Origin of the sequence: Pseudomonas sp. S35 (assembly GCF_009866765.1) — a bacterium.
Taxonomy (GTDB): Bacteria; Pseudomonadota; Gammaproteobacteria; order Pseudomonadales; family Pseudomonadaceae; genus Aquipseudomonas.
This window is the reverse complement of the sequence record NZ_CP019431.1, coordinates 4,540,742-4,559,782: the sequence shown is the minus strand read 5'-3', so window position 1 is coordinate 4,559,782 and position 19,041 is coordinate 4,540,742. Positions and strand designations below refer to the sequence as shown.

Genomic DNA, 19,041 nt, shown 5'->3' with positions numbered 1-19,041 from the left:
TCGCGGCAGCCGGGCGTAGGAAACGCTATCCAAGCGCCATCAGTCGTGCTTTTTCATCAGGTGCGCAGCGATGTTCAGTGACAACGGCTGGCGCATTTTCCGACGGCTACGACGCCATAACCAAATGCCCAGCCACAGCACCAGCAAGCCGATGCCCAACAGGAGCGCTGAACCACCCGGGCTGGCATTCAGTTCGCCAAGGGCCGGCGAATGACCAAACAAACCGGCGCCACCCGCGCCTGCGAGCAACAGACCTACAATCGCCAGCAGCGCGGCAATGCCGGCCACCAGGCGCAGACGCCAGTTGCTCGGGCCCTTGGGGCGCAAGCGACGAGCATCAAAACCATCGGATATCTTCATTCCGACCTTTCCTCCAGGGTATCGGCCCTTCGACCGGAAGATACACAGGTTGTTCCGGTGCCAGAGGTAAATGCGCCAAATGAAAGGGTTTAGCGGATGAGCGGGGCAATAAACACTGCCGCACCGCTCATCAGAAGGGCGATCAGATCAGGTCTTTGGTCAACGCGAGGGTGGCGAAGTTGTCAGCCATGATGGCCATTTCGGTCTGCTGTACGTGCTCGGCACTCAGGATGCCGTCTTTGTAAGGCAGGTCGCGGGTGGCGCAGGCGTCTTCCACCAGGGTGCAGCGAAAGCCCAGGTTCTTGGCGGCGCGCACGGTGGTGCTGACGCTGGAATGGCTCATGAAACCGCAGACGATCAGGTCCAGGGAGCCGAGGTCTTGCAGGCGTTTCTCCAGGCCGGTGCCATGAAAGGCGCTGGGCAGCAGCTTCTCGATAATGGTCTCGTCGCCTTCAGGTTCAAGGCCGGGAATGAACTCACCGCGTTCGCCCTGAGGGTCGAACATGCCGCCGACCGTTCCCAGGTGGCGCACATGCACGATCGGACGGCCAGCGTTGCGCGCCGATGTCACCAGCTGCTTGATATGGTCGACCGCCGTGTCCATGCCCGAGAGGGCGAGTGGACCGCTGAGGTATTCCTTCTGGGCGTCGATGATCACGAGGGTCGCATGGGCAAGGTTGGCAGCTGCGTAACCACGACCGCTGAGTTGAAACATCGTCTTTGGAACGGACATTCTGGGGCTCCTGTGAGTGGGGCTTTTGCGACATTGTCCACTGGCTGAGCGGTTCTGTGAATCGCTACTATCGTAAGGTACGCCGTTGTTGACGTGCAGCCATGTCAAGGGATGGTCGTGTTTAACACAATGATGGCAAATTGGATGAAATCCGACGTACGGCAATGGGAGTTTCGTACATCGTCGGTACAGGCGAAGGCTGTTAGAATCGCCAGTCGTTTTTTCCAGGAGTCTGCCCCGTGATCACTTCCCGCCTGCGCACCTTGCGCGACCATATCCGTTGGGCTGTCAGCCGTTTCCATGGGGAAGACCTGTTTTTTGGCCACGGCACTGACAATGCCTGGGACGAAGCCCGGCAATTGGTACTCGGCGCCTTGAACCTGCCGTGGGAAATTGCCGACAGCTACCTGGACTGCAACCTGGAAGAAGAGGAAGTTTCCCATGTGCAGCGGTTGCTGCATCGCCGTATCCACGAGCGCGTGCCCACCGCGTACCTGCTGGGCGAGGCGTGGTTCTGCGGCATGTCGTTTATCGTCGACGAGCGCGTGCTGGTTCCGCGCTCCCCCATTGGCGAGCTGATCGAAAACCGCTTCGAACCCTGGCTGGCCCAGCCGCCGGCGCGCATTCTTGACCTGTGCACGGGTTCCGGCTGCATCGGCATTGCCTGTGCCTACGAGTTCCAGGACGCTGAAGTGGTGCTGGGCGACTTGTCCTTCGAAGCCTTGGAAGTGGCGAACCAGAACATCGAGCGCCACGGCGCCGACGAGCGCGTCTACACCGTGCAGGGCGATGGCTTCGACGGCCTGCCGGGCCAGCGCTTTGACCTGATCGTGTCAAACCCGCCGTATGTGGACGCCGAAGACTTCGCCGACATGCCGGACGAGTACCAGCACGAGCCAGAACTGGGCCTGGCCTGTGGCGATGACGGTTTGAACCTGGTGCGTCGGATGCTCGCCGAAGCGGCGGACCACCTGACCGAGAAAGGTTTGCTGATTGTGGAAGTGGGCAACAGCCAAGTGCACGTCGAGGCACTGTACCCGCAAGTGGACTTTGCCTGGCTCGAATTCAAGCGCGGCGGGCATGGTGTGTTCATGCTCACGGCCGAGCAGTGCCGCGAACATCAGGCAGTCTTCGCCGCCAAGGTTTAACGGCAGGAACACAGTTAAAAATGTGGCAGGGGCGGTGCGACGATTCGACTTGCCCCTCCCACAAAGATCGCATTTCAAACGGCTAGCGGTGCGTGGCAATCCAGATCAGCAACCCTGCCTGAAACACCGTAAACGCCACCAGACAGGTGATGGTAAAGCGCAAACCGCTGTCCTCACGCTTGAACTTGGTGACCTTTTCCTCTTCCTTGCGCAGCTTCACTTCCTGTTCCAGCAGGTTCTGTTCGGCCTGTTGCAGCATCTGCGCGGCTTCGAGAATCTCCACGAACTGCACCTTCTCGGTGTTCCAGTTCTCCAGCACATCGCCGACCTTGCCCGGTTGCACGTTGCCCTTGAGGTGCTGCACATCCGCATAGGCCACATCAAAACCATGGACCCGCAGGAAGTGATCGCGGCGCAGCCGCGTGGCTTCGTTGAGCGCGTCCTTGTTGGCCAGGTCCACGCCGTCGACGCGATAGTGCGACCACTTCTTTTTCGCCCACGCCGCCCCTTGGGCCACGAGGAAACGCCCGATACCGCGGTTGGCCGGTTCGATCTCCAGGCTGTTGCCGGGGCCGAAGTGCACACGATGTTTATCGTGGTCGACCCAGATATCCAAATGGTTCTGCTCGCGGCGCACACGCTGGCCGGGCAGTTGGATGACCATACGCAACAGGCTGAGGTGTGGGTCATTGCGCTCGGCATAACCGAATTGCACGAACCGCAACGGCCGCACGCCGGTGGCGCGGTCAGTGGCCAGCGGGGCCAGGCGCAGCATCTTGAAATGTTCGGCCTGGACATCCGCCCACGGCAACGGCGCCGTATCGACGGCCTCGGTTTTTTCAGCCGGGGTGTCGGCGGTCGGTTCTGGTGTTGCTTCAGTGGTTGTCATGCGGCGCGATCCTGTCCAAGCCCAGCCAGCCGACAGTCTTTTTGCTGTCGACACTGGGCTTATCGGCCGTTCTTTCCAGGACTGGAGGCAAATTGTCGCTTAACGGGGTTGAAGTCCGTCGATAAAGCGCACCACGCGGTTGCCCAACTCGGCGGCGAGGGGTAATTGCGGGTCATTGTAGGAGGCCAGTTGTTGCTTGACGTCGTTGGGCACGATGCGCATCACGTGGTTCATGCCTTCGATCACCGTCAGTTCGGCATCGGGCTTGGCCCTTTTCAGTTGCTGGGCGTCACCGACACCGACCTGAATATCGTTAGTGCCCTGAACGATCAACGCCGGCATGCGCAGTCTGGCAAAGGCCGCTGACGGGTCGGCGCGAAACAAGCTGATCAGGTAAGGCTGCACGCTGGGTCGGAAAATAGCCTGCAGCGGGCCAGGCACATCCGCATCCACCTGACCGGCCTTGAGGTGATCGAGGATCTCATTGCTGCGCAGCAGCAGGGCAGGGGGCAGGTGATCGGCCAGTTGCTGGCGGATCACCTGGTCTACCGGGCGGGCGCTGCCGGACAGGGAAATGACGCCCGCCGGGTCGAGTTGCGGGGCGGCGAGGGCCGCCACCAAGGCACCTTCGCTGTGGCCCAGTACGATCAACGGGCCCATGCGTTTGTCGGCCTTGAGCAATTTGCCCCAGGCCACCGCGTCGGCGACGTAGGCGTCCAAGGTGAGGTTGCGCTCGTCGGGTGTGGCGGCCAGGCTGGCGGCTACACCGCGTTTGTCATAGCGCACGCTGGCGATGTTATGCCGGGCCAGTACCCAGGCCAGGCGCTTGAGGCTGTCGTTGCGCGCGCCGTCGGTACTGTTGCCATTGCGGTCGGTGGGGCCGGAGCCGGCGATGATCAACACAACGGGCACGGGGTTGTCGGATTGGGGCAGCAGCAGCGAGCCAAACAGCTTGCCGCTGCCGGTGTCCAGGCTGATGGGCCGTTGCAGTACGACGGGGGAGGCGGCGTGGGCCAGGGTAGTCAAGAGCGTGAGGGTGAACAGTAAAGCTCGCAGCATTATCGTGCCATTATCCGGGGAGTGCCGGTTGGACCCATGTCGACCGGTAAGGTTTCGAGGATGAACTAGTCGGTTAGCCTGCGTATACTGGCCGCCTTAAGTTATTACGGTTGACTTGATTCAACTGATTTCACGGAGCGCCCTGCATGTCCGGCAATACCTTCGGCAAGCTGTTCACTGTCACCACCGCGGGCGAAAGCCATGGCCCGGCGTTGGTCGCCATTGTCGACGGCTGCCCGCCCGGCCTGGCGCTGTCCCTGGAAGACCTGCAGCGTGACCTGGACCGCCGCAAGCCCGGCACCAGCCGCCACACCACCCAGCGCCAGGAGCCCGACGAAGTCGAGATCCTCTCCGGCGTGTTCGAAGGTCGCACCACCGGTTGCGCCATCGGGCTGCTGATCCGCAACACCGACCAGAAGTCCAAGGACTACTCGGCGATCAAGGACCTGTTCCGCCCGGCCCATGCCGACTACACCTATCACCACAAATACGGCGAGCGCGACTACCGTGGCGGTGGCCGCAGCTCGGCACGCGAAACCGCGATGCGCGTGGCCGCCGGTGCCATCGCCAAGAAGTACCTGGCCACCCAGGGCATCGTGATCCGTGGCTACATGAGCCAGTTGGGCCCGATTGAAATCCCGTTCAAGACCTGGGACAGCGTGCAAGACAACGCTTTTTTCTGTCCTGACCCGGACAAGGTGCCAGAGCTGGAGGCGTACATGGACCAGTTGCGTCGCGACCAGGATTCCGTCGGCGCCAAGATCACCGTGGTCGCCGAAGGTGTGAAACCAGGCCTGGGCGAGCCGATCTTCGACCGTCTCGATGCTGAACTGGCCCACGCGCTGATGAGCATCAACGCGGTAAAAGGCGTGGAAATCGGCGCCGGGTTTGCCTGCGTGTCCCAGCGCGGCACCGAGCATCGCGATGAGATGACCCCGCAAGGTTTTCTCAGCAACAACGCTGGCGGCATCCTGGGGGGCATTTCCTCCGGCCAGCCGATCGTTGCGCACCTGGCGCTCAAGGCCACGTCGAGCATCACCACTCCCGGCCGTTCGATCGACGTGCATGGCAACCCGGTGGACGTGATCACCAAGGGGCGCCACGACCCGTGCGTCGGCATCCGTGCCACGCCGATTGCCGAGGCGATGATGGCCATCGTGTTGATGGACCACTTGCTGCGCAACCGTGGGCAGAATGCCGATGTGCAGGTGAACACCCCGGTACTGGGCCAGCTGTGACGGGCTGGTTGTGACAGCCCTTCCTTATTGGCGCCTCTCTAGCTTCTACCTGTTCTACTTCGCCCTGCTCGGGGCGACGGCGCCGTTCCTGGCGCTGTACTTCGATCATCTGGGCTTCTCCAGCGCGCGTATCGGCGAGCTGGTGGCCATCCCCATGCTGATGCGCTGCGTGGCGCCCAATCTGTGGGGCTGGCTGGGCGATTACACCGGCCGCCGCCTGGCCATCGTGCGTTTTGGCGCGGTGTGTACCCTGGTCAGTTTTTCGTTGATTTTCGTCAGCAAGACCTACGCCTGGCTGGCCCTGGTGATGGCCCTGCATGCGTTCTTCTGGCACGCGGTGCTGCCGCAGTTTGAAGTGATCACCCTGGCGCACCTGCAAACACAGACATCGCGCTACAGCCAGGTGCGTCTATGGGGCTCCATCGGTTTTATTCTTACCGTGGTGGTCATGGGCCGGCTGTTCGACTGGCTGAGCCTGGACATCTATCCGGTCGTGGTGGTGGTGATCATGGCCGGTATCATCGGCGCCAGCCTGTGGGTACCGAATGCGCAGCCGGCCACCCAGGGCAATCGCCTGGCGGGTGACGGGTTCCTCAAACAGTTGCGCAGTCCTGGCGTATTGGCGTTTTACGCCTGCGTAGCACTGATGCAAATGAGCCACGGCCCGTATTACACCTTCCTGACACTGCACCTCGAACACCTCGGTTACAGCCGGGGCGTGATCGGGATGCTGTGGGCGCTGGGGGTGGTGGCCGAAGTGCTGATGTTCCTGGGCATGAGCCGTATCCTCACGCGTTTCTCGGTGCGCCGGGTATTGCTGGCCAGCTTTTTGTTGGCGGCGCTGCGCTGGTTGCTGCTGGGCTCGTTTGCCGAATTCCTGTGGGTCTTGCTGTTGGCGCAGGTCATGCACGCCGCCACGTTCGGCAGCTTTCACGCCGCGGCGATTGCCTTTGTGCAACGCAGCTTTGGCGATAAACAACAAGGCCAGGGCCAGGCGCTGTACGCCGCCCTGGCCGGCACTGGCGGTGCGCTGGGCGCGCTGTATTCCGGCTACAGCTGGAACCTGTTGGGGCCGACCTTCACCTTTAGTATTGCCAGCGTCGCCGCCCTGGCCGCTGCCGTTATCATTGGCCTTCGATTGCACGAGCAGAACCAAGGAACCCTTCAATGAGTTATGTCGCCGTCTACCCCGTTGCTACGCCGTCTACCCCGAACAAGGTGCTGACCCATGGCGACGACATCGCCGCCACCCTGGCCGAGCACGGCGTGCGGTTCGAGCGTTGGCAGCCCAGCCTGATCGAGAAGGGCGCCAGCGACGCGGCAATGATCGCGGCTTACCAGGCACAGATCGACGGCCTCGGCTACGGTCACGTGGAAGTGCTCAGTGTTAGCCATGATCACTTACAGAAAGCCGAACTGCGTGCGCAGTTCCTCAAGGAGCGCCGCTACTGCGACGATGACGCGCGGTTTTTCATCGCGGGCCAAGGCCTGTTTTCCCTGCACATTGGCGACTACGTGTATGCCGTGCGCTGTGAGAAAAACGACCTGCTGGTCATCCCCGCGGGCATGGCGCACTGGTTTGATATGGGTGAGAACCCGCACTTTGTGGCGTTGCGGTTATTCAACTCGGCAAAAGGCTGGGTGCCTGAGCTGACCGGCGACGCTATTGCCAACGAATTTCCAGGTTTGGATGACTGAGCCCAATTATCCAAAATCTTCAACCCCGGCATGTTGGAACTTGCTGTGGGAATAGGCTTAAGCATTTGTAGGGCTTGGCTGTTTCTTGCTGGCCCTACTCACGGATTCCATTGGTTATGTAACTCTCTGCGGCCCGACGTTTATATCACCTGTCAATAGGACGAATCCGAAGGGTGATAGGGCGTCAGCCAAAAAAGGAGTGAGTGTCATGAATGCCTCAGAGGAGCTGAGTCCGCCGCCGTTTTGCGTATCCACCGCCGCCAGAAGGCGGCTGAGTTTGTCGGGCAAGCCCCTGACCCCGGCGGAGTTGGAAATTCTGCGTTGGGCCTCGGAGGGAAAGACCGTCTGGGAGATCAGTCAGATTCGCGCCACGTCCGAAGCCACTGTCAAATTCCACCTGCGCAATATCTACTGCAAACTTGACGTGACCAATCGCGTGCAAGCCATGAATGAAGCGGCGCGCCTGGACCTATGGTGAGCCGCATAAAAAAGGGCCGCGACGCTCAACGGCGTCGCGGCCCTTTTTTATGCGGTTGTATTTAAGCCGAATGATAGGTCGGCAGTGCAAAGCGGTTCTGGCTTTGCAGCATGGAAATTTGTGGCAGTTCACTGGCTTGTTCGGCCAGGTCACGGCGAATGGCGCTGATGACCCAGGTCAATTGGTCGGCGGTGTGCAACTGTTGGTAGGAAATCGAGCGCTTGACCTGTTTGCCTTCGCTGTTGCGCAGGGTCAACAGGATGCCACCGTCTGGACGTGGCTGGGTGGTGACGTCGTAGTTGGAGAATACTGAAGCGAATTTATCTTGGATCAGGCTCATGTCTATCAGCTCCGTTGGCTCAAGTTGGCAAGCATGGAGTGATAGGTGCAGTGATTGTGCCAGCTAGGGATGTGAAAAAATATCGTTATAAATCAATTGCTTAATAAATATCCGTATTTTTGGTTTCGTGCATTTTGCATGAATGGCCATCATGCATCCTGCATTTTGCGCTACTCACCGGGCTGTGAGGGTCGCGCCGTTATCCATAATGACTGCTGCGGCGCCGCTAAATTCCTTTTTTCGGCGGTGTCGGCTGGGATACAAAACTTTTCAAATCCCGCGTGTACAGCTGAAGAACGGCTGACGTATTTTCCTGCAAGGCATTCGACTTCCGCCTACGGAAGTACCGGTGTTTTCTGGATCAGACGAAAAATAAGAAAAAGGACGTTCCTCCATGAGCCATCCGCAGAACGACATGATCACCTGGGGCAAGTTGCTGAGTAAGGTGCCCACCATTGTTCGGGCCCTGCCACGCGTGGTACGCGGTATGCGCGCTGCCAATGTCACCGACCCCGCGCAGCCGTGCGGGTTGGGATGGCACTTTGAGCAGGCGACCCTGCGCAACCCCGACGGTAAGGCATTGCTGTATGGCGATCAGGTGCTCAGTTACACCGACGCCAACCAGCGCGCCAACCGAATCGCCCACCACCTGCACGCCCAAGGCATCGGCAAGGGCGATGTAGTGGCACTGTTTATCGAAAACCGCCCTGAACTCCTCCTTAACGTGTTGGCCGTGGCCAAGCTTGGGGGGATCTGCGCGATGCTCAATACTGCGCAAACCCAGGCGGCGCTGGTGCACAGTCTGAACCTGGTGAGCCCGGTGGCGATTGTGGTGGGCGCCGAACTGGTCAGCGCCTACGACGCGGTGCGTGATCAGGTGCAAATCCCGGCGCAGCGGAGCTGGTTCGTCGCGGATCAGTCGTCCAGTACGGTGCCCCAAGGCTATATCGACCTGTTGGCAGTCAGCGCCGAGTGCCCGGTAGACAACCCGGCCAGCACCGCGCAGATCTTCTTCAACGACCCGTGTTTCTATATCTACACCTCCGGCACTACGGGCCTGCCCAAAGCCGGGATCATGAAACATGGCCGCTGGACCAAGACCGCTGTGAGCTTTGGCAGTATCGCCCTGGACATGGGCCCGGACGATGTCCTGTATTGCACCTTGCCGCTGTACCACGCCACCGGGTTGTGTGTGTGCTGGGGCTCGGCGATTGTCGGGGCGTCGGGGTTTGCCATTCGCCGCAAGTTCAGCGCCAGCCAGTTCTGGGACGATGCACGCAGATTCAACGCAACCACCCTCGGTTATGTCGGTGAACTGTGCCGTTACCTGCTCGACCAGCCGCATGGCGAAAACGACCGTGACAACCGCGTGACCAAGATGGTCGGCAATGGCCTGCGCCCGGGCGTGTGGGCGCAGTTCAAGGCGCGCTACGGCGTCGAGCATATCTGCGAGCTGTACGCGGCCAGCGACGGCAATATCGGCTTTACCAACGTACTGAATTTCGACAACACCATCGGCTTTTGCCTGCAGCATTGGGCCCTGGTGGACTACGACCACGAAGGCGGCGAGCCGCAGCGTGGCCGTGATGGCTTCATGCGCAAAGTGCCCACGGGCGGGCAGGGCCTGTTGCTGGCCAGGATCGATGAAAAGTCGCCCTTCGACGGCTACACCGACCCGGAAAAGAACCGCAGGGTGGTGCTCGCCGACGTGTTTGAAAAAGGTGACCGCTACTTCAATACCGGCGACTTGTTGCGCAGCATTGGCTTCGGTCATGCGCAATTTGTCGATCGCCTGGGGGACACCTACCGCTGGAAGGGTGAAAACGTCTCCACCACCGAGGTCGAGAACGTCCTGCTGCAACACCCGCAGATCGCCGAGGTGGTGGCCTATGGCGTTGAGATCGAAAACACCAATGGCCGCGCGGGCATGGTCGCCATCACGCCGAGCGAATCCCTGGCTGCACTGGACATGCGCGAACTGCTGCAATTCGCCCACGGCCAGTTGCCCGCCTATGCGGTGCCGTTGTTCCTGCGGATCAAGGTGAAGATGGAGACGACGGGCACCTTCAAGTACCAGAAAGTCAAACTCAAGGAGGAAGCCTATGATCCCGACAAGGCCGGCAATGACCCGGTGTATGCCTGGCTGCCGGGGTCGGACTGCTATGTGCCGGTCACCGGGCAATTGCTGGCGCAAATCCAGGGCGGCCAGTTCCGCTATTGATTGTGCCTATGGGGGCTTTTGACAAAAAAGCCATGACAGGTGGGAACTCCCTCGCGACACTGGGCGCCATATAAAGCATCAGATGAGGAGCCCCACATGTCCAACCAGCCTAAACAAATGACCGAAGACGAAGCCGCCGAATTTGCCGAGCAAGTCTTCGACGTGGCCCGCCGCGGCGACGCGGCCATGCTCGCTGCGTTGCTGGCCAAAGGCTTGCCGGCGAACTTTCGCAACCACAATGGCGACACCCTGCTGATGCTCGCGGCCTACCACGGCCACGCCGAGGCGGTAAAAGTGCTGCTGGAGTTCAAGGCCGATCCACTGATCGCCAACGACAAGAACCAGTTGCCGATTGCCGGCGCGGCGTTCAAGGGCAGCCTGGACGTGGTCAAGGCACTGATCGAAGGCGGTACGCCGGTGGAAGCGGCATCGTCTGACGGACGCACGGCGCTGATGATGGCGGCGATGTTCAACCGCCTCGAGATGCTCGACTACCTGCTGGGCCAGGGCGCCAGCCCCAAGACCACCGATGCCCAAGGCGCCACGGCGCTGGCGGCGGCGCAGACTATGGGCGCGGCGGATACGGCGGCGCGGTTGCAGAAACTGGTGTAGGCTTTGCGCCCTCGAAAACCAGCCCGTTACAGGATCGCCCCATGAAAACCGCCCTCGTCGAACTTATCAGCTACATCAGCGCCGGTGTCATGGGCGAGGACGAGGTGGCGCGCATCGCCGATGAGGCCGCCCAGGCCTACGCCGATCCTGCGGCATTTCTGGCCGCCAACCCGGACATCAACTACGACGACAGCTTCCCGATTCCGTTGGGGGAGTGGGTGGTGGTCGGCAGCCTGCCAGAGACCGTGCTGTTCCAGGCCGACACGTATGGCGACCTGTTTGCGCAGATCGTCGCCTCGTTCGGCCCTGGCGTGGCGTTCAACCTCAAGCCCAAGCAGTTGGCCAAGACCGAAGACCTCACCGCGCTGAACCGCATCCAGATCCAAATGAGTGCCCTCAGCCCGGAAGACGGCGGCTATGTCTTGCTCAACTTCAGCCAATTGTTGGATGACGAAATCCAGGCCGTTCTGGTGTTCGCCAAGGACCTGCCACGCGTGCTGGAACTGTGCGCCGAAGTCGGCATCAAGGCCGAGCCGTCGCTGGAAGCGCTGAAGGTCGCCATACACGTCTGAAATAATACGGAACCCCTGTCAGCGCTGACTATCCTACAAGTGCATGCCCTCACTTAGGAGCGACACCATGGGTTCCACATTTAATGGCTTGATCGGTTTGATCATCCTCGCGCTGGATATCTGGGCGATCATCAACGTGTTCAAAAGCGGCGCGAGCACAGGCGCCAAGGTGTTGTGGATCCTGTTGATCCTGCTGCTGCCAGTGCTGGGCCTGATCATCTGGGCGATTGCGGGGCCACGCGGTAACGTGCGGATCTGATCGCCTCACTCCATCTGGAGTGGGCACAGTAAGACGTGTGGGAGGGGGCTTGCTCCCGATCACGGTGTATCAACCACTCATGTGGCACTGACGCATCGCTATCGGGAGCAAGCCCCCTCCCACATTAGGTTTAAGCTGTCTGTGAGATTTGTGTATCGAAATATTCGCTGCACACAATTTTCACAACCCATCCAAGACAATTCTGCGGCTTTATGTGCCTGCCATTAAAGGCGGTGCAGCGGTGCACGTTCAGTAATTAATAGCCTTGCTGTGATTGATCGGGCACCATTCGCGCCACTGCGATATTTCGTTACTTAAACTTCCAATGGGTCCTGAAACGACATGGCAAACCCGGACGCCCTGAGTCAGCAGCGAGCTTCTAATCGCCTGCTGCAACCGACCGTCAAATCCCATCTGGCATACACGCTGCTCTGTGCACTGGTCATGATGGTGATGCTCTCCCTGCTGCGCCTGGCGCTGCTGGTGTACAACCGCGAGATGATCCTCGATACGCCGGCTTCGACCTTCCTCGAAGCGTTCGCCAACGGTTTGCGCCTGGATCTGCGCCTGGTGGTGTACCTGCTGATCCCGCTGCTGCTGGCACTGTTCAGCGTACGGGCCATGGCTGCGCGTGGGTTCTTCCGTTTCTGGCTGACGATTGCGTCCAGCATCGCCCTGTTCCTGGGCTTGATGGAAATGGACTTCTACCGCGAGTTCCACCAGCGCCTCAACGGGCTGGTCTTCCAGTATGTGAAGGAAGACCCGAAAACCGTGATGAGCATGCTCTGGTACGGCTTCCCGGTGGTGCGCTACCTGCTGGCCTGGGCCGTGGGCACGCTGATCCTGAGTATCGCCTTCAAAGGCGCCGACCGCGCCACGCGCCCACGCGGCCCGTTCAGCGGGGGCAGCATTGGCACGCGCCAAGTGGCGCCGTGGTACAACCGCATCGCGGTGTTCGTGGTCTGCCTGCTGATCGCGGTGGTGGCCGCTCGTGGCACCCTGCGCCAGGGCCCACCGCTGCGTTGGGGTGACGTTTACACCACGGACTCGAACTTCGCCAACCAGTTGGGCCTCAACGGCACCTTGTCGCTGATCGCGGCAGCCAAGGCCCGGTTCGGTGAAGACCGCGCCAATATCTGGAAGGCCACCCTGGATCAGCCGCTGGCGACCCAGACCGTGCGTGACATGCTGGTACTGCCCCAAGAGAAACTGGTGGATACCGACACCGCTGCGGTGCGCCGCGACTACATGCCGCCGGCCGAGAAGACCCTGCCGATCAAGAACGTCGTGGTCATCCTGATGGAAAGCTTCGCCGGTCACTCGGTGGGCGCCTTGGGCCGTCCGGGCAACATCACGCCGTACTTCGACAAACTGTCCAAGGAAGGCCTGCTGTTCGACCGCTTCTTCTCCAACGGTACCCATACCCACCAGGGTATGTTCGCCACCATGGCCTGCTTCCCGAACCTGCCGGGTTTCGAATACCTGATGCAGACGCCGGAAGGCAGCCACAAACTATCGGGCCTGCCGCAGTTGCTCAGTGCGCGTCAGTTTGACGACGTGTATGTCTACAACGGCGACTTCGCCTGGGACAACCAGTCGGGCTTCTTCAGCAACCAGGGCATGACCAACTTCATTGGCCGTAATGACTTCGTCGACCCGGTGTTCTCCGACCCGACGTGGGGCGTGTCCGACCAGGACATGTTCAACCGAGGCCTGCAAGAGTTGAAGGCGCGCGAAGGCGGCAAGCCGTTCTATGCCCTGCTGCAAACCCTGTCCAACCACACGCCATATGCGTTGCCGACCCCATTGCCGGTAGACAAAGTCACCGACCGTGGCAGCCTCAACGAACATTTGACGGCCATGCGTTACTCCGACTGGGCCTTGGGCCAGTTCTTTGAAAAGGCCCGCAAGGAGCCGTACTTCAAGGAAACCCTGTTCGTGATCGTGGGCGACCACGGCTTTGGCAACGAACAGCAGATCACCGAGATGGACCTGGGCCGCTTCAACGTGCCGATGCTGATGATCGCGCCGGGCATGCAGGAGAAGTTCGGCGAGCGTGACCACACCGTGGGCACCCAGATCGACATCGTGCCGACCATCATGGGCCGCCTCGGTGGCGACACCCTGCACCAGTGCTGGGGCCGTGACCTGCTGAACCTGCCGGAAGGCGACAAGGGCTTCGGCGTGATCAAACCCTCGGGCAGCGACCAGACCGTGGCCTTGGTCACCGCAGACCGCATCCTCGTTCTGCCCAAGGAGATGCCGCCGAAGTTGTGGGAATACGAACTGGGCGCCAACCCGACCGGTAAAGTGATTCCTGAATCGCCGGACGAGGCCGCGCTCAAGCAGAAACTTGAGTCGTTCCTGCAAACCGCCACCAAGAGCCTGTTGGATAACACCGCTGGCGTGGTTGACGGCAAACCGGACTAACTAACCGGCAATAAAAAAGAGGCCTTTTCAGGCCTCTTTTTTTATGCGGTTTTTATATCCGGCCGAGCAACAACAACACCAGCAGCACGACCAGCACAACACCCAGGATGCCCGACGGGCCATAGCCCCAGTTACGCGAGTGCGGGAACACTGGCAGACCACCGACCAGCAGCAGGATCAAGATGATAATTAGAATGAGGCTCATGGTTTATTTCCTTATAGGCCTTATGCAAGGACTGATGATTTAACGTTAGGGCCGCAGGTTTAATGACGGGCCCCTTAACAACTCCGACTGCTGCGCTTGGCGGAAAATTCCGTGTTTTTTTAAAGCATTTTGCGAGCAGGCTTATTTCTTTTGATGCGCTCGCAAATACCCTGCTTTAGTTGAAAAAGATTGAACTTAGGTTATAGCCAGGCGTCCGACCGGGCCCACGGTTTGCCTGGGGCATTCAGCACTCTGATGGTGCGTGGGTGCGGCAAAAACCTTCGCTACACTGCCGATCACTTCTTCGGTGAACCACAAGGCTACTTCCTATGCAAAATCGCATGATGATCACTGGCGCCGGGTCCGGCCTGGGTCGTGAAATCGCTCTGCGCTGGGCCCGTGAGGGTTGGCAGTTGGCCTTGTCGGATGTCAGTGAGCCGGGCTTGCAGGAAACCCTCAAGCGGGTACGCGAGGCCGGTGGCGATGGCTTTGTCCAGCGCTGCGACGTGCGCGACTACAGCCAGCTGACGGCGTTTGCCCAGGCCTGCGAAGTGAAGCTGGGGGGCATTGATGTGATCGTCAACAATGCCGGCGTGGCCTCGGGCGGCTTCTTTGCCGAACTGTCCCTGGAGGATTGGGACTGGCAGATCGCGATCAACCTGATGGGTGTGGTCAAGGGCTGCAAGGCGTTCCTGCCACTGCTGGAAAAGAGCAAGGGCCGCATCATCAACATCGCCTCTATGGCGGCACTGATGCAAGGGCCAGCCATGAGCAACTACAACGTGGCCAAGGCGGGTGTGGTGGCGCTGTCGGAAAGCCTGCTGGTGGAGCTCAAGCAGCAGGAAGTCGGTGTGCACGTGGTGTGCCCGTCGTTCTTCCAGACCAACCTGCTGGACTCGTTCCGAGGCCCGACGCCGGCGATGAAGGCCCAGGTAGGCAAGTTGCTGGAGAGCTCGCCGATTTCGGCGGCGGACATTGCCGATTACATCTATCAACGGGTCGCTGAAGGGGAGTTCATGATCCTGCCCCACGAGCAGGGTCGCATGGCCTGGGCGTTGAAGCAGAAAAACCCGCAGTTGCTCTACGACGAAATGACCACGATGGCGGACAAGATGCGCGCCAAGGCACAGGCTGTTAAAGGCTAGGCGGGGGGCTGGTCTGTCAGGCAAATTACCTATCGGTGTAGGTGTTGCCTGATTTGGCTGCAAGCCATTGATGCATCAACTCTCAGCGCGCATGGTCGAGGTCCTGTCACTCCAAAAGGACAACCGCCATGCTGGTCTTAAGCCGCGCTGTAGGCGAAATCATCTCCATCGGTGATGACATCACCGTGCATATCCTTGAGCTCAATGGTAACCAAGTGAAATTCGGCATTGTCGCGCCACCGGGGGTCAATGTGCACCGCGCCGAGGTGTACCAGAAAATCCTCGAGCGCCAAGCCTCGCAAGCCCAATCCGCCATCAACCCCTAGAACACCCTCAGTCGAACAGATGCTTGGGCACATCGTGCTTGAGCATCAACTGGCACTGTTCGCTTTCTGGATCAAACACGATCAGCGCCTGGCCTTTGGTCAGCGCCTGGCGCACGCGCAGCACGCGGGTTTCCAGGGGCGTGTCGTCGCCATTGTCGGTGCCGTCGCGGGTGACGAAGTCTTCGATCAGGCGCGTGAGGGTGTCGACTTCAAGTGCATCGTAGGGAATCAGCATACAAGCCTCAGGGGTTAAGTCCCGGCGATGCTACTGTGCCGGGACCCTTGTGACCAGTATCAGGACTTCTGACCGACCAGGCTGTCCACCGACGGCACCCGCGTGTCGCTCTCCATCTGCGTCTCATGTTCCAGCTGATGACTGAACCGATCCAGTGAGCCCTGGGCCGGTTGCGCATCGCTGGCGAACACCGGCGGGCTGAGGATATACGCGCCCAGCAGGCGGCTGAGGGCGGCGAGGCTGTCGATGTGGGTGCGTTCGTAGCCGTGGGTCGCATCGCAACCGAACGCCAGCAACGCCGTGCGGATATCGTGGCCGGCCGTCACCGCCGAGTGCGCATCGCTGAAGTAATAGCGAAACAGATCGCGGCGCACCGGCAGATCGTTGTCTGCGGCCAGGCGCAGCAGATGGCGGGACAGGTGATAGTCATACGGCCCGCCGGAGTCCTGCATGGCTACGCTTACCGCGTGCTCGCTGGAATGCTGGCCGGGGGCGACCGGGGCGATGTCGATGCCCACGAACTCACTCACGTCCCACGGCAGGGCCGCCGCCGCGCCACTGCCGGTTTCCTCGGTGATGGTGAACAGCGGGTGGCAGTCGATCAGCAACGGCTCGCCACTGTCGACGATGGCCTTGAGCGCAGCGAGCAAGGCCGCCACGCCGGCTTTGTCGTCAAGGTGGCGCGCGCTGATATGCCCGCTCTCGGTGAACTCAGGCAAGGGGTCAAAGGCCACGTAGTCGCCGACGCTGATCCCCAGGGAATCGCAATCGGCACGCGTCGCGCAGTAGGCGTCCAGGCGCAGTTCGACATGGTCCCAGCTCACCGGCATTTCATCCACGGCGGTATTGAATGCGTGCCCGGAGGCCATCAACGGCAGCACACTGCCGCGAATTACACCGTTGTCGGTGAACAGGCTGACACGGCTGCCTTCGGCAAAGCGGCTCGACCAGCACCCCACCGGCGCCAAGGTCAGGCGACCGTTGTCTTTGATCGCACGCACGGCGGCGCCGATGGTGTCCAAGTGTGCGGAGACCGCGCGGTCGGGGCTGTTTTTCTGGCCCTTGAGGGTGGCGCGGATGGTGCCGCGGCGGGTCATTTCAAAGGGGATGCCCAGCTCTTCCAGGCGCTCGGCGACATAGCGCACGATGGTGTCGGTAAACCCGGTGGGGCTGGGAATGGCGAGCATTTCCAGCAGCACTTTTTGCAGGTAGTTGAGATCCGGTTCGGGGATGGTTCGGGTCATAAAGGTTTCCTTTAGTAGCAAGCTTTGAGCTGCAAGCTTCAAGTTAAACGCGGTATCTGAGGCTTGCCGGTATTGCTCTACTCTTGAGGCTTGTAGCTTGTAACTTGAGGCTTTTCACTGTGTGGGAATAGCAGGTCCACAAACTTCTGCGCGGTCGGCTGCGGCTCATGGTTGGCCAGGCCGGCCCGTTCGTTGGCTTCGATAAACACGTACTCGGGCTGATCAGCGGCGGGCACCATCAGGTCCAGCCCCACCATCGGGATGTCCAGGGCACGGGCGGCGCGCACGGCGGCGTCCTTGAGGGTGGGGTGCAGGGTTGCGGTGACGTCTTCGAGGCAACCCCCGGTGTGCAGGTTGGCGGTGCGGCGCACGGCCAGGGTGTTACCGCGGGGCAGGATGCTGTTGTAGTCGTAGCCAGCGGCGGCCAGGGTGCGCTCGGTTTCAGCGTCCAGGGGGATTTTGCTTTCGCCGTCGGTGGCCGCCTGGCGACGTCGGCTCTGCGCCTCGATCAGCGCGAGGATGGAATGTTGGCCGTCACCGGTCACTTCGGCAGGGCGGCGAATCGCGGCAGCGACCACCTCGAAACCGATCACCAGGATGCGCAGGTCCAGGCCTTCATGGAAGCTTTCCAGCAGCACGCGGCTGTCGAACTGCCGCGCCGCTTCAATGGCCTGCTGTACTTCTTCGATGCTCTGCAGATCCACCGCCACGCCCTGGCCCTGTTCACCGTCGAGCGGCTTGACCACGATGCGCTGGTGCTCGTCGAGGAACTCCAGGTTGTCATCGGCGCTGCCGGCTAATTGCTGCGACGGCAGGTGCAAACCGGCGGCCTTGAGCACTTTGTGGGTCAGGCTCTTGTCCTGGCACAGGGTCATGCTGATGGCGCTGGTCAGGTCGCTCAACGACTCCCGGCAGCGTACGCGGCGCCCGCCGTGGCTCAAGGTGAAGAGGCCTGCATCGGCGTCATCGACCTGCACATCGATGCCGCGCCGGTGCGCTTCTTCGACAATGATCCGCGCATAGGGATTGAAACCCGCCTGTGGACCGGGGCCGAGGAACAGCGGCTGGTTGATACCGTTCTTGCGCTTGATCGCAAACGTGGTCAGGGCACGGAAACCCAGCTTGGCGTAGAGGCTCTTGGCCTGGCGGTTATTGTGCAGCACCGACAGGTCGAGGTAACTCAAGCCACGGCTCATGAAGTGCTCGACCAAGTGGCGCACCAGCACTTCGCCAACGCCGGGGCGCGTGCATTGCGGGTCGACCGCCAGGCACCACAGGCTGCAGCCGTTTTCCGGGTCGTGAAAGGCTTTGTGGTGGTTAAGGCCCATGACACTGCCGATCAGCGCGCCGCTGTCTTCATCCTCTGCCAGCCAATACACCGGGCCACCTTGATGGCGCGGGGTGAGGCGTTCGGGATCGACCGGCAACATACCGCGGCCTTGATACAACTGGTTCACCGCCTGCCAGTCGGCCTCGGTTTGCACCCGGCGAATACGAAACCCGCGAAACACTCGGGTCGCCGGGCGGTAGTCGGTGAACCACAGGCGCAAGGTGTCGGAGGGGTCGAGGAACAACTGCTGCGGGTCAATCCCCAGGATCTGCTGGGGCGCGGCCACGTACAGCGCAATATCGCGTTCGCCCGGCTGCTCATGGAGCAGTTCCTGAGCCAGGCTCGCGGGGTCGGGAAAGGTATGCCCGATCAACAGGCGGCCCCAGCCGCAATGCACGGCAATCGGCTCGGCGGCCAGGGGGCTGCCATCTTCGGCGAGCCGGGCTTGCAGGCGCTCGTAGGTCGGCGCCTGGCCCTTGATCAGGCGTTGGCTGTAAGCCGCTGCGTGGGGTTTCATCA

The 19,041-nt window shown here is 60.9% G+C and carries 21 protein-coding genes; 12 read left to right on the top strand and 9 right to left on the bottom strand.

From position 1 onward, the window contains the following. Positions 1-39: 39 nt before the first annotated feature. Together PspS35_RS20335 and PspS35_RS20330 are read right to left on the bottom strand one after the other, a co-directional pair. Complete coding sequence (locus PspS35_RS20335) at positions 40-360, bottom strand: hypothetical protein (protein ID WP_159936530.1); 321 nt, start codon at positions 358-360, stop codon at positions 40-42. Between the two features lie 142 nt (positions 361-502). Next, a complete protein-coding gene (locus PspS35_RS20330) occupies positions 503-1,093 on the bottom strand; it encodes a cysteine hydrolase family protein (RefSeq protein WP_159936529.1) in 591 nt (196 codons plus the stop codon). Between the two features lie 239 nt (positions 1,094-1,332). On the opposite strand from PspS35_RS20330, the gene prmB reads away from it, so the two are divergent. Continuing rightward, complete coding sequence (prmB, locus tag PspS35_RS20325; protein ID WP_159936528.1) at positions 1,333-2,241, top strand: 50S ribosomal protein L3 N(5)-glutamine methyltransferase; 909 nt, start codon at positions 1,333-1,335, stop codon at positions 2,239-2,241. A gap of 82 nt (positions 2,242-2,323) precedes the next feature. Here prmB and PspS35_RS20320 read toward each other — a convergent pair whose 3' ends face one another. Both PspS35_RS20320 and PspS35_RS20315 read right to left on the bottom strand, forming a co-directional pair. After that, on the bottom strand, positions 2,324-3,130 hold the full coding sequence (locus PspS35_RS20320; RefSeq protein WP_159936527.1) for a hypothetical protein: 807 nt from the start codon (positions 3,128-3,130) through the stop codon (positions 2,324-2,326). Positions 3,131-3,229: 99 nt separating this feature from the next. Beyond that, the gene (locus tag PspS35_RS20315; RefSeq protein WP_159938091.1) at positions 3,230-4,192 is read right to left on the bottom strand and encodes an alpha/beta fold hydrolase; all 963 of its coding nucleotides are present in this window, start codon (positions 4,190-4,192) and stop codon (positions 3,230-3,232) included. Positions 4,193-4,335: 143 nt separating this feature from the next. Between PspS35_RS20315 and aroC the strand changes: the two genes are divergently transcribed. The 4 genes from aroC to PspS35_RS20295 all read left to right on the top strand — a co-directional run bounded on the left by aroC (position 4,336) and on the right by PspS35_RS20295 (position 7,603). Continuing rightward, complete coding sequence (gene aroC, locus PspS35_RS20310) at positions 4,336-5,427, top strand: chorismate synthase (RefSeq protein ID WP_159936526.1); 1,092 nt, start codon at positions 4,336-4,338, stop codon at positions 5,425-5,427. A gap of 4 nt (positions 5,428-5,431) precedes the next feature. Continuing rightward, positions 5,432-6,598 (top strand): MFS transporter, encoded by a 1,167-nt coding sequence (locus PspS35_RS20305; protein ID WP_174244883.1) that lies wholly within the window; start codon positions 5,432-5,434, stop codon positions 6,596-6,598. Continuing rightward, positions 6,595-7,125, top strand: coding sequence for an acireductone dioxygenase (locus PspS35_RS20300; protein WP_159936524.1), 531 nt, complete (start codon positions 6,595-6,597; stop codon positions 7,123-7,125). Before PspS35_RS20305 ends, PspS35_RS20300 begins: the two co-directional genes overlap by 4 nt. Before the next feature lie 208 nt (positions 7,126-7,333). Continuing rightward, a complete protein-coding gene (locus PspS35_RS20295) occupies positions 7,334-7,603 on the top strand; it encodes a helix-turn-helix transcriptional regulator (RefSeq protein ID WP_159936523.1) in 270 nt (89 codons plus the stop codon). Between the two features lie 61 nt (positions 7,604-7,664). Here PspS35_RS20295 and PspS35_RS20290 read toward each other — a convergent pair whose 3' ends face one another. Continuing rightward, positions 7,665-7,943, bottom strand: a complete 279-nt coding sequence (locus PspS35_RS20290) for a DUF3509 domain-containing protein (protein ID WP_003172952.1) — start codon at positions 7,941-7,943, stop codon at positions 7,665-7,667. Positions 7,944-8,337: 394 nt separating this feature from the next. Here PspS35_RS20290 and PspS35_RS20285 point away from each other — a divergent pair, with 394 nt between their 5' ends. The 5 genes from PspS35_RS20285 (at position 8,338) to PspS35_RS20265 (ending at position 14,037) form a co-directional block, all read left to right on the top strand. Further along, the gene (locus tag PspS35_RS20285) at positions 8,338-10,164 is read left to right on the top strand and encodes a long-chain-acyl-CoA synthetase (RefSeq protein WP_159936522.1); all 1,827 of its coding nucleotides are present in this window, start codon (positions 8,338-8,340) and stop codon (positions 10,162-10,164) included. Between the two features lie 96 nt (positions 10,165-10,260). Next, entirely contained in the window at positions 10,261-10,776 is a 516-nt protein-coding gene (locus PspS35_RS20280) for an ankyrin repeat domain-containing protein (protein ID WP_159936521.1), read from the top strand. 41 nt (positions 10,777-10,817) lie between these two features. Beyond that, positions 10,818-11,348, top strand: coding sequence for a hypothetical protein (locus PspS35_RS20275; RefSeq protein ID WP_159936520.1), 531 nt, complete (start codon positions 10,818-10,820; stop codon positions 11,346-11,348). 67 nt (positions 11,349-11,415) lie between these two features. Further along, on the top strand, positions 11,416-11,607 hold the full coding sequence (locus PspS35_RS20270) for a PLDc N-terminal domain-containing protein (protein ID WP_003172956.1): 192 nt from the start codon (positions 11,416-11,418) through the stop codon (positions 11,605-11,607). Between the two features lie 342 nt (positions 11,608-11,949). Continuing rightward, positions 11,950-14,037: an LTA synthase family protein gene (locus tag PspS35_RS20265; RefSeq protein ID WP_159936519.1), complete on the top strand. Its 2,088-nt coding sequence runs from the start codon at positions 11,950-11,952 to the stop codon at positions 14,035-14,037. Between the two features lie 52 nt (positions 14,038-14,089). Here the strand turns inward: PspS35_RS20265 and PspS35_RS20260 are convergent, their stop codons facing one another. Beyond that, positions 14,090-14,242 (bottom strand): DUF3309 family protein, encoded by a 153-nt coding sequence (locus PspS35_RS20260; protein WP_015885095.1) that lies wholly within the window; start codon positions 14,240-14,242, stop codon positions 14,090-14,092. 329 nt (positions 14,243-14,571) lie between these two features. Between PspS35_RS20260 and PspS35_RS20255 the strand changes: the two genes are divergently transcribed. Then, positions 14,572-15,387: an SDR family oxidoreductase gene (locus PspS35_RS20255; protein WP_159936518.1), complete on the top strand. Its 816-nt coding sequence runs from the start codon at positions 14,572-14,574 to the stop codon at positions 15,385-15,387. A 128-nt stretch (positions 15,388-15,515) separates the two neighbouring features. Continuing rightward, positions 15,516-15,713 (top strand): carbon storage regulator CsrA, encoded by a 198-nt coding sequence (csrA, locus tag PspS35_RS20250; RefSeq protein ID WP_159936517.1) that lies wholly within the window; start codon positions 15,516-15,518, stop codon positions 15,711-15,713. Positions 15,714-15,720: 7 nt separating this feature from the next. On the opposite strand, the gene PspS35_RS20245 is transcribed toward csrA, so the two are convergent. The 3 genes from PspS35_RS20245 to ngg all read right to left on the bottom strand — a co-directional run bounded on the left by PspS35_RS20245 (position 15,721) and on the right by ngg (position 19,039). Continuing rightward, the gene (locus PspS35_RS20245; RefSeq protein WP_003192759.1) at positions 15,721-15,948 is read right to left on the bottom strand and encodes a YheU family protein; all 228 of its coding nucleotides are present in this window, start codon (positions 15,946-15,948) and stop codon (positions 15,721-15,723) included. 59 nt (positions 15,949-16,007) lie between these two features. Beyond that, on the bottom strand, positions 16,008-17,192 hold the full coding sequence (locus PspS35_RS20240; protein ID WP_159936516.1) for an osmoprotectant NAGGN system M42 family peptidase: 1,185 nt from the start codon (positions 17,190-17,192) through the stop codon (positions 16,008-16,010). A gap of 77 nt (positions 17,193-17,269) precedes the next feature. After that, positions 17,270-19,039 (bottom strand): N-acetylglutaminylglutamine synthetase, encoded by a 1,770-nt coding sequence (gene ngg / locus PspS35_RS20235; RefSeq protein WP_159936515.1) that lies wholly within the window; start codon positions 19,037-19,039, stop codon positions 17,270-17,272. Positions 19,040-19,041 lie beyond the last annotated feature (2 nt).

What these genes read in the sequence shown, in the direction of transcription:
- PspS35_RS20265 (WP_159936519.1), top strand. Translation starts at nt 11,950, where the DNA reads ATGGCAAACCCGGACGCCCTGAGTCAGCAGCGAGCTTCTAATCGCCTG.
- PspS35_RS20320 (WP_159936527.1), bottom strand. Translation starts at nt 3,130, where the DNA reads ATGACAACCACTGAAGCAACACCAGAACCGACCGCCGACACCCCGGCT.
- PspS35_RS20330 (WP_159936529.1), bottom strand. Translation starts at nt 1,093, where the DNA reads ATGTCCGTTCCAAAGACGATGTTTCAACTCAGCGGTCGTGGTTACGCA.
- PspS35_RS20255 (WP_159936518.1), top strand. Translation starts at nt 14,572, where the DNA reads ATGCAAAATCGCATGATGATCACTGGCGCCGGGTCCGGCCTGGGTCGT.
- PspS35_RS20240 (WP_159936516.1), bottom strand. Translation starts at nt 17,192, where the DNA reads ATGACCCGAACCATCCCCGAACCGGATCTCAACTACCTGCAAAAAGTG.
- PspS35_RS20285 (WP_159936522.1), top strand. Translation starts at nt 8,338, where the DNA reads ATGAGCCATCCGCAGAACGACATGATCACCTGGGGCAAGTTGCTGAGT.
- ngg (WP_159936515.1), bottom strand. Translation starts at nt 19,039, where the DNA reads ATGAAACCCCACGCAGCGGCTTACAGCCAACGCCTGATCAAGGGCCAG.
- PspS35_RS20290 (WP_003172952.1), bottom strand. Translation starts at nt 7,943, where the DNA reads ATGAGCCTGATCCAAGATAAATTCGCTTCAGTATTCTCCAACTACGAC.
- csrA (WP_159936517.1), top strand. Translation starts at nt 15,516, where the DNA reads ATGCTGGTCTTAAGCCGCGCTGTAGGCGAAATCATCTCCATCGGTGAT.
- PspS35_RS20260 (WP_015885095.1), bottom strand. Translation starts at nt 14,242, where the DNA reads ATGAGCCTCATTCTAATTATCATCTTGATCCTGCTGCTGGTCGGTGGT.
- PspS35_RS20275 (WP_159936520.1), top strand. Translation starts at nt 10,818, where the DNA reads ATGAAAACCGCCCTCGTCGAACTTATCAGCTACATCAGCGCCGGTGTC.
- PspS35_RS20270 (WP_003172956.1), top strand. Translation starts at nt 11,416, where the DNA reads ATGGGTTCCACATTTAATGGCTTGATCGGTTTGATCATCCTCGCGCTG.
- PspS35_RS20300 (WP_159936524.1), top strand. Translation starts at nt 6,595, where the DNA reads ATGAGTTATGTCGCCGTCTACCCCGTTGCTACGCCGTCTACCCCGAAC.
- aroC (WP_159936526.1), top strand. Translation starts at nt 4,336, where the DNA reads ATGTCCGGCAATACCTTCGGCAAGCTGTTCACTGTCACCACCGCGGGC.
- PspS35_RS20245 (WP_003192759.1), bottom strand. Translation starts at nt 15,948, where the DNA reads ATGCTGATTCCCTACGATGCACTTGAAGTCGACACCCTCACGCGCCTG.
- PspS35_RS20280 (WP_159936521.1), top strand. Translation starts at nt 10,261, where the DNA reads ATGTCCAACCAGCCTAAACAAATGACCGAAGACGAAGCCGCCGAATTT.
- PspS35_RS20335 (WP_159936530.1), bottom strand. Translation starts at nt 360, where the DNA reads ATGAAGATATCCGATGGTTTTGATGCTCGTCGCTTGCGCCCCAAGGGC.
- PspS35_RS20295 (WP_159936523.1), top strand. Translation starts at nt 7,334, where the DNA reads ATGAATGCCTCAGAGGAGCTGAGTCCGCCGCCGTTTTGCGTATCCACC.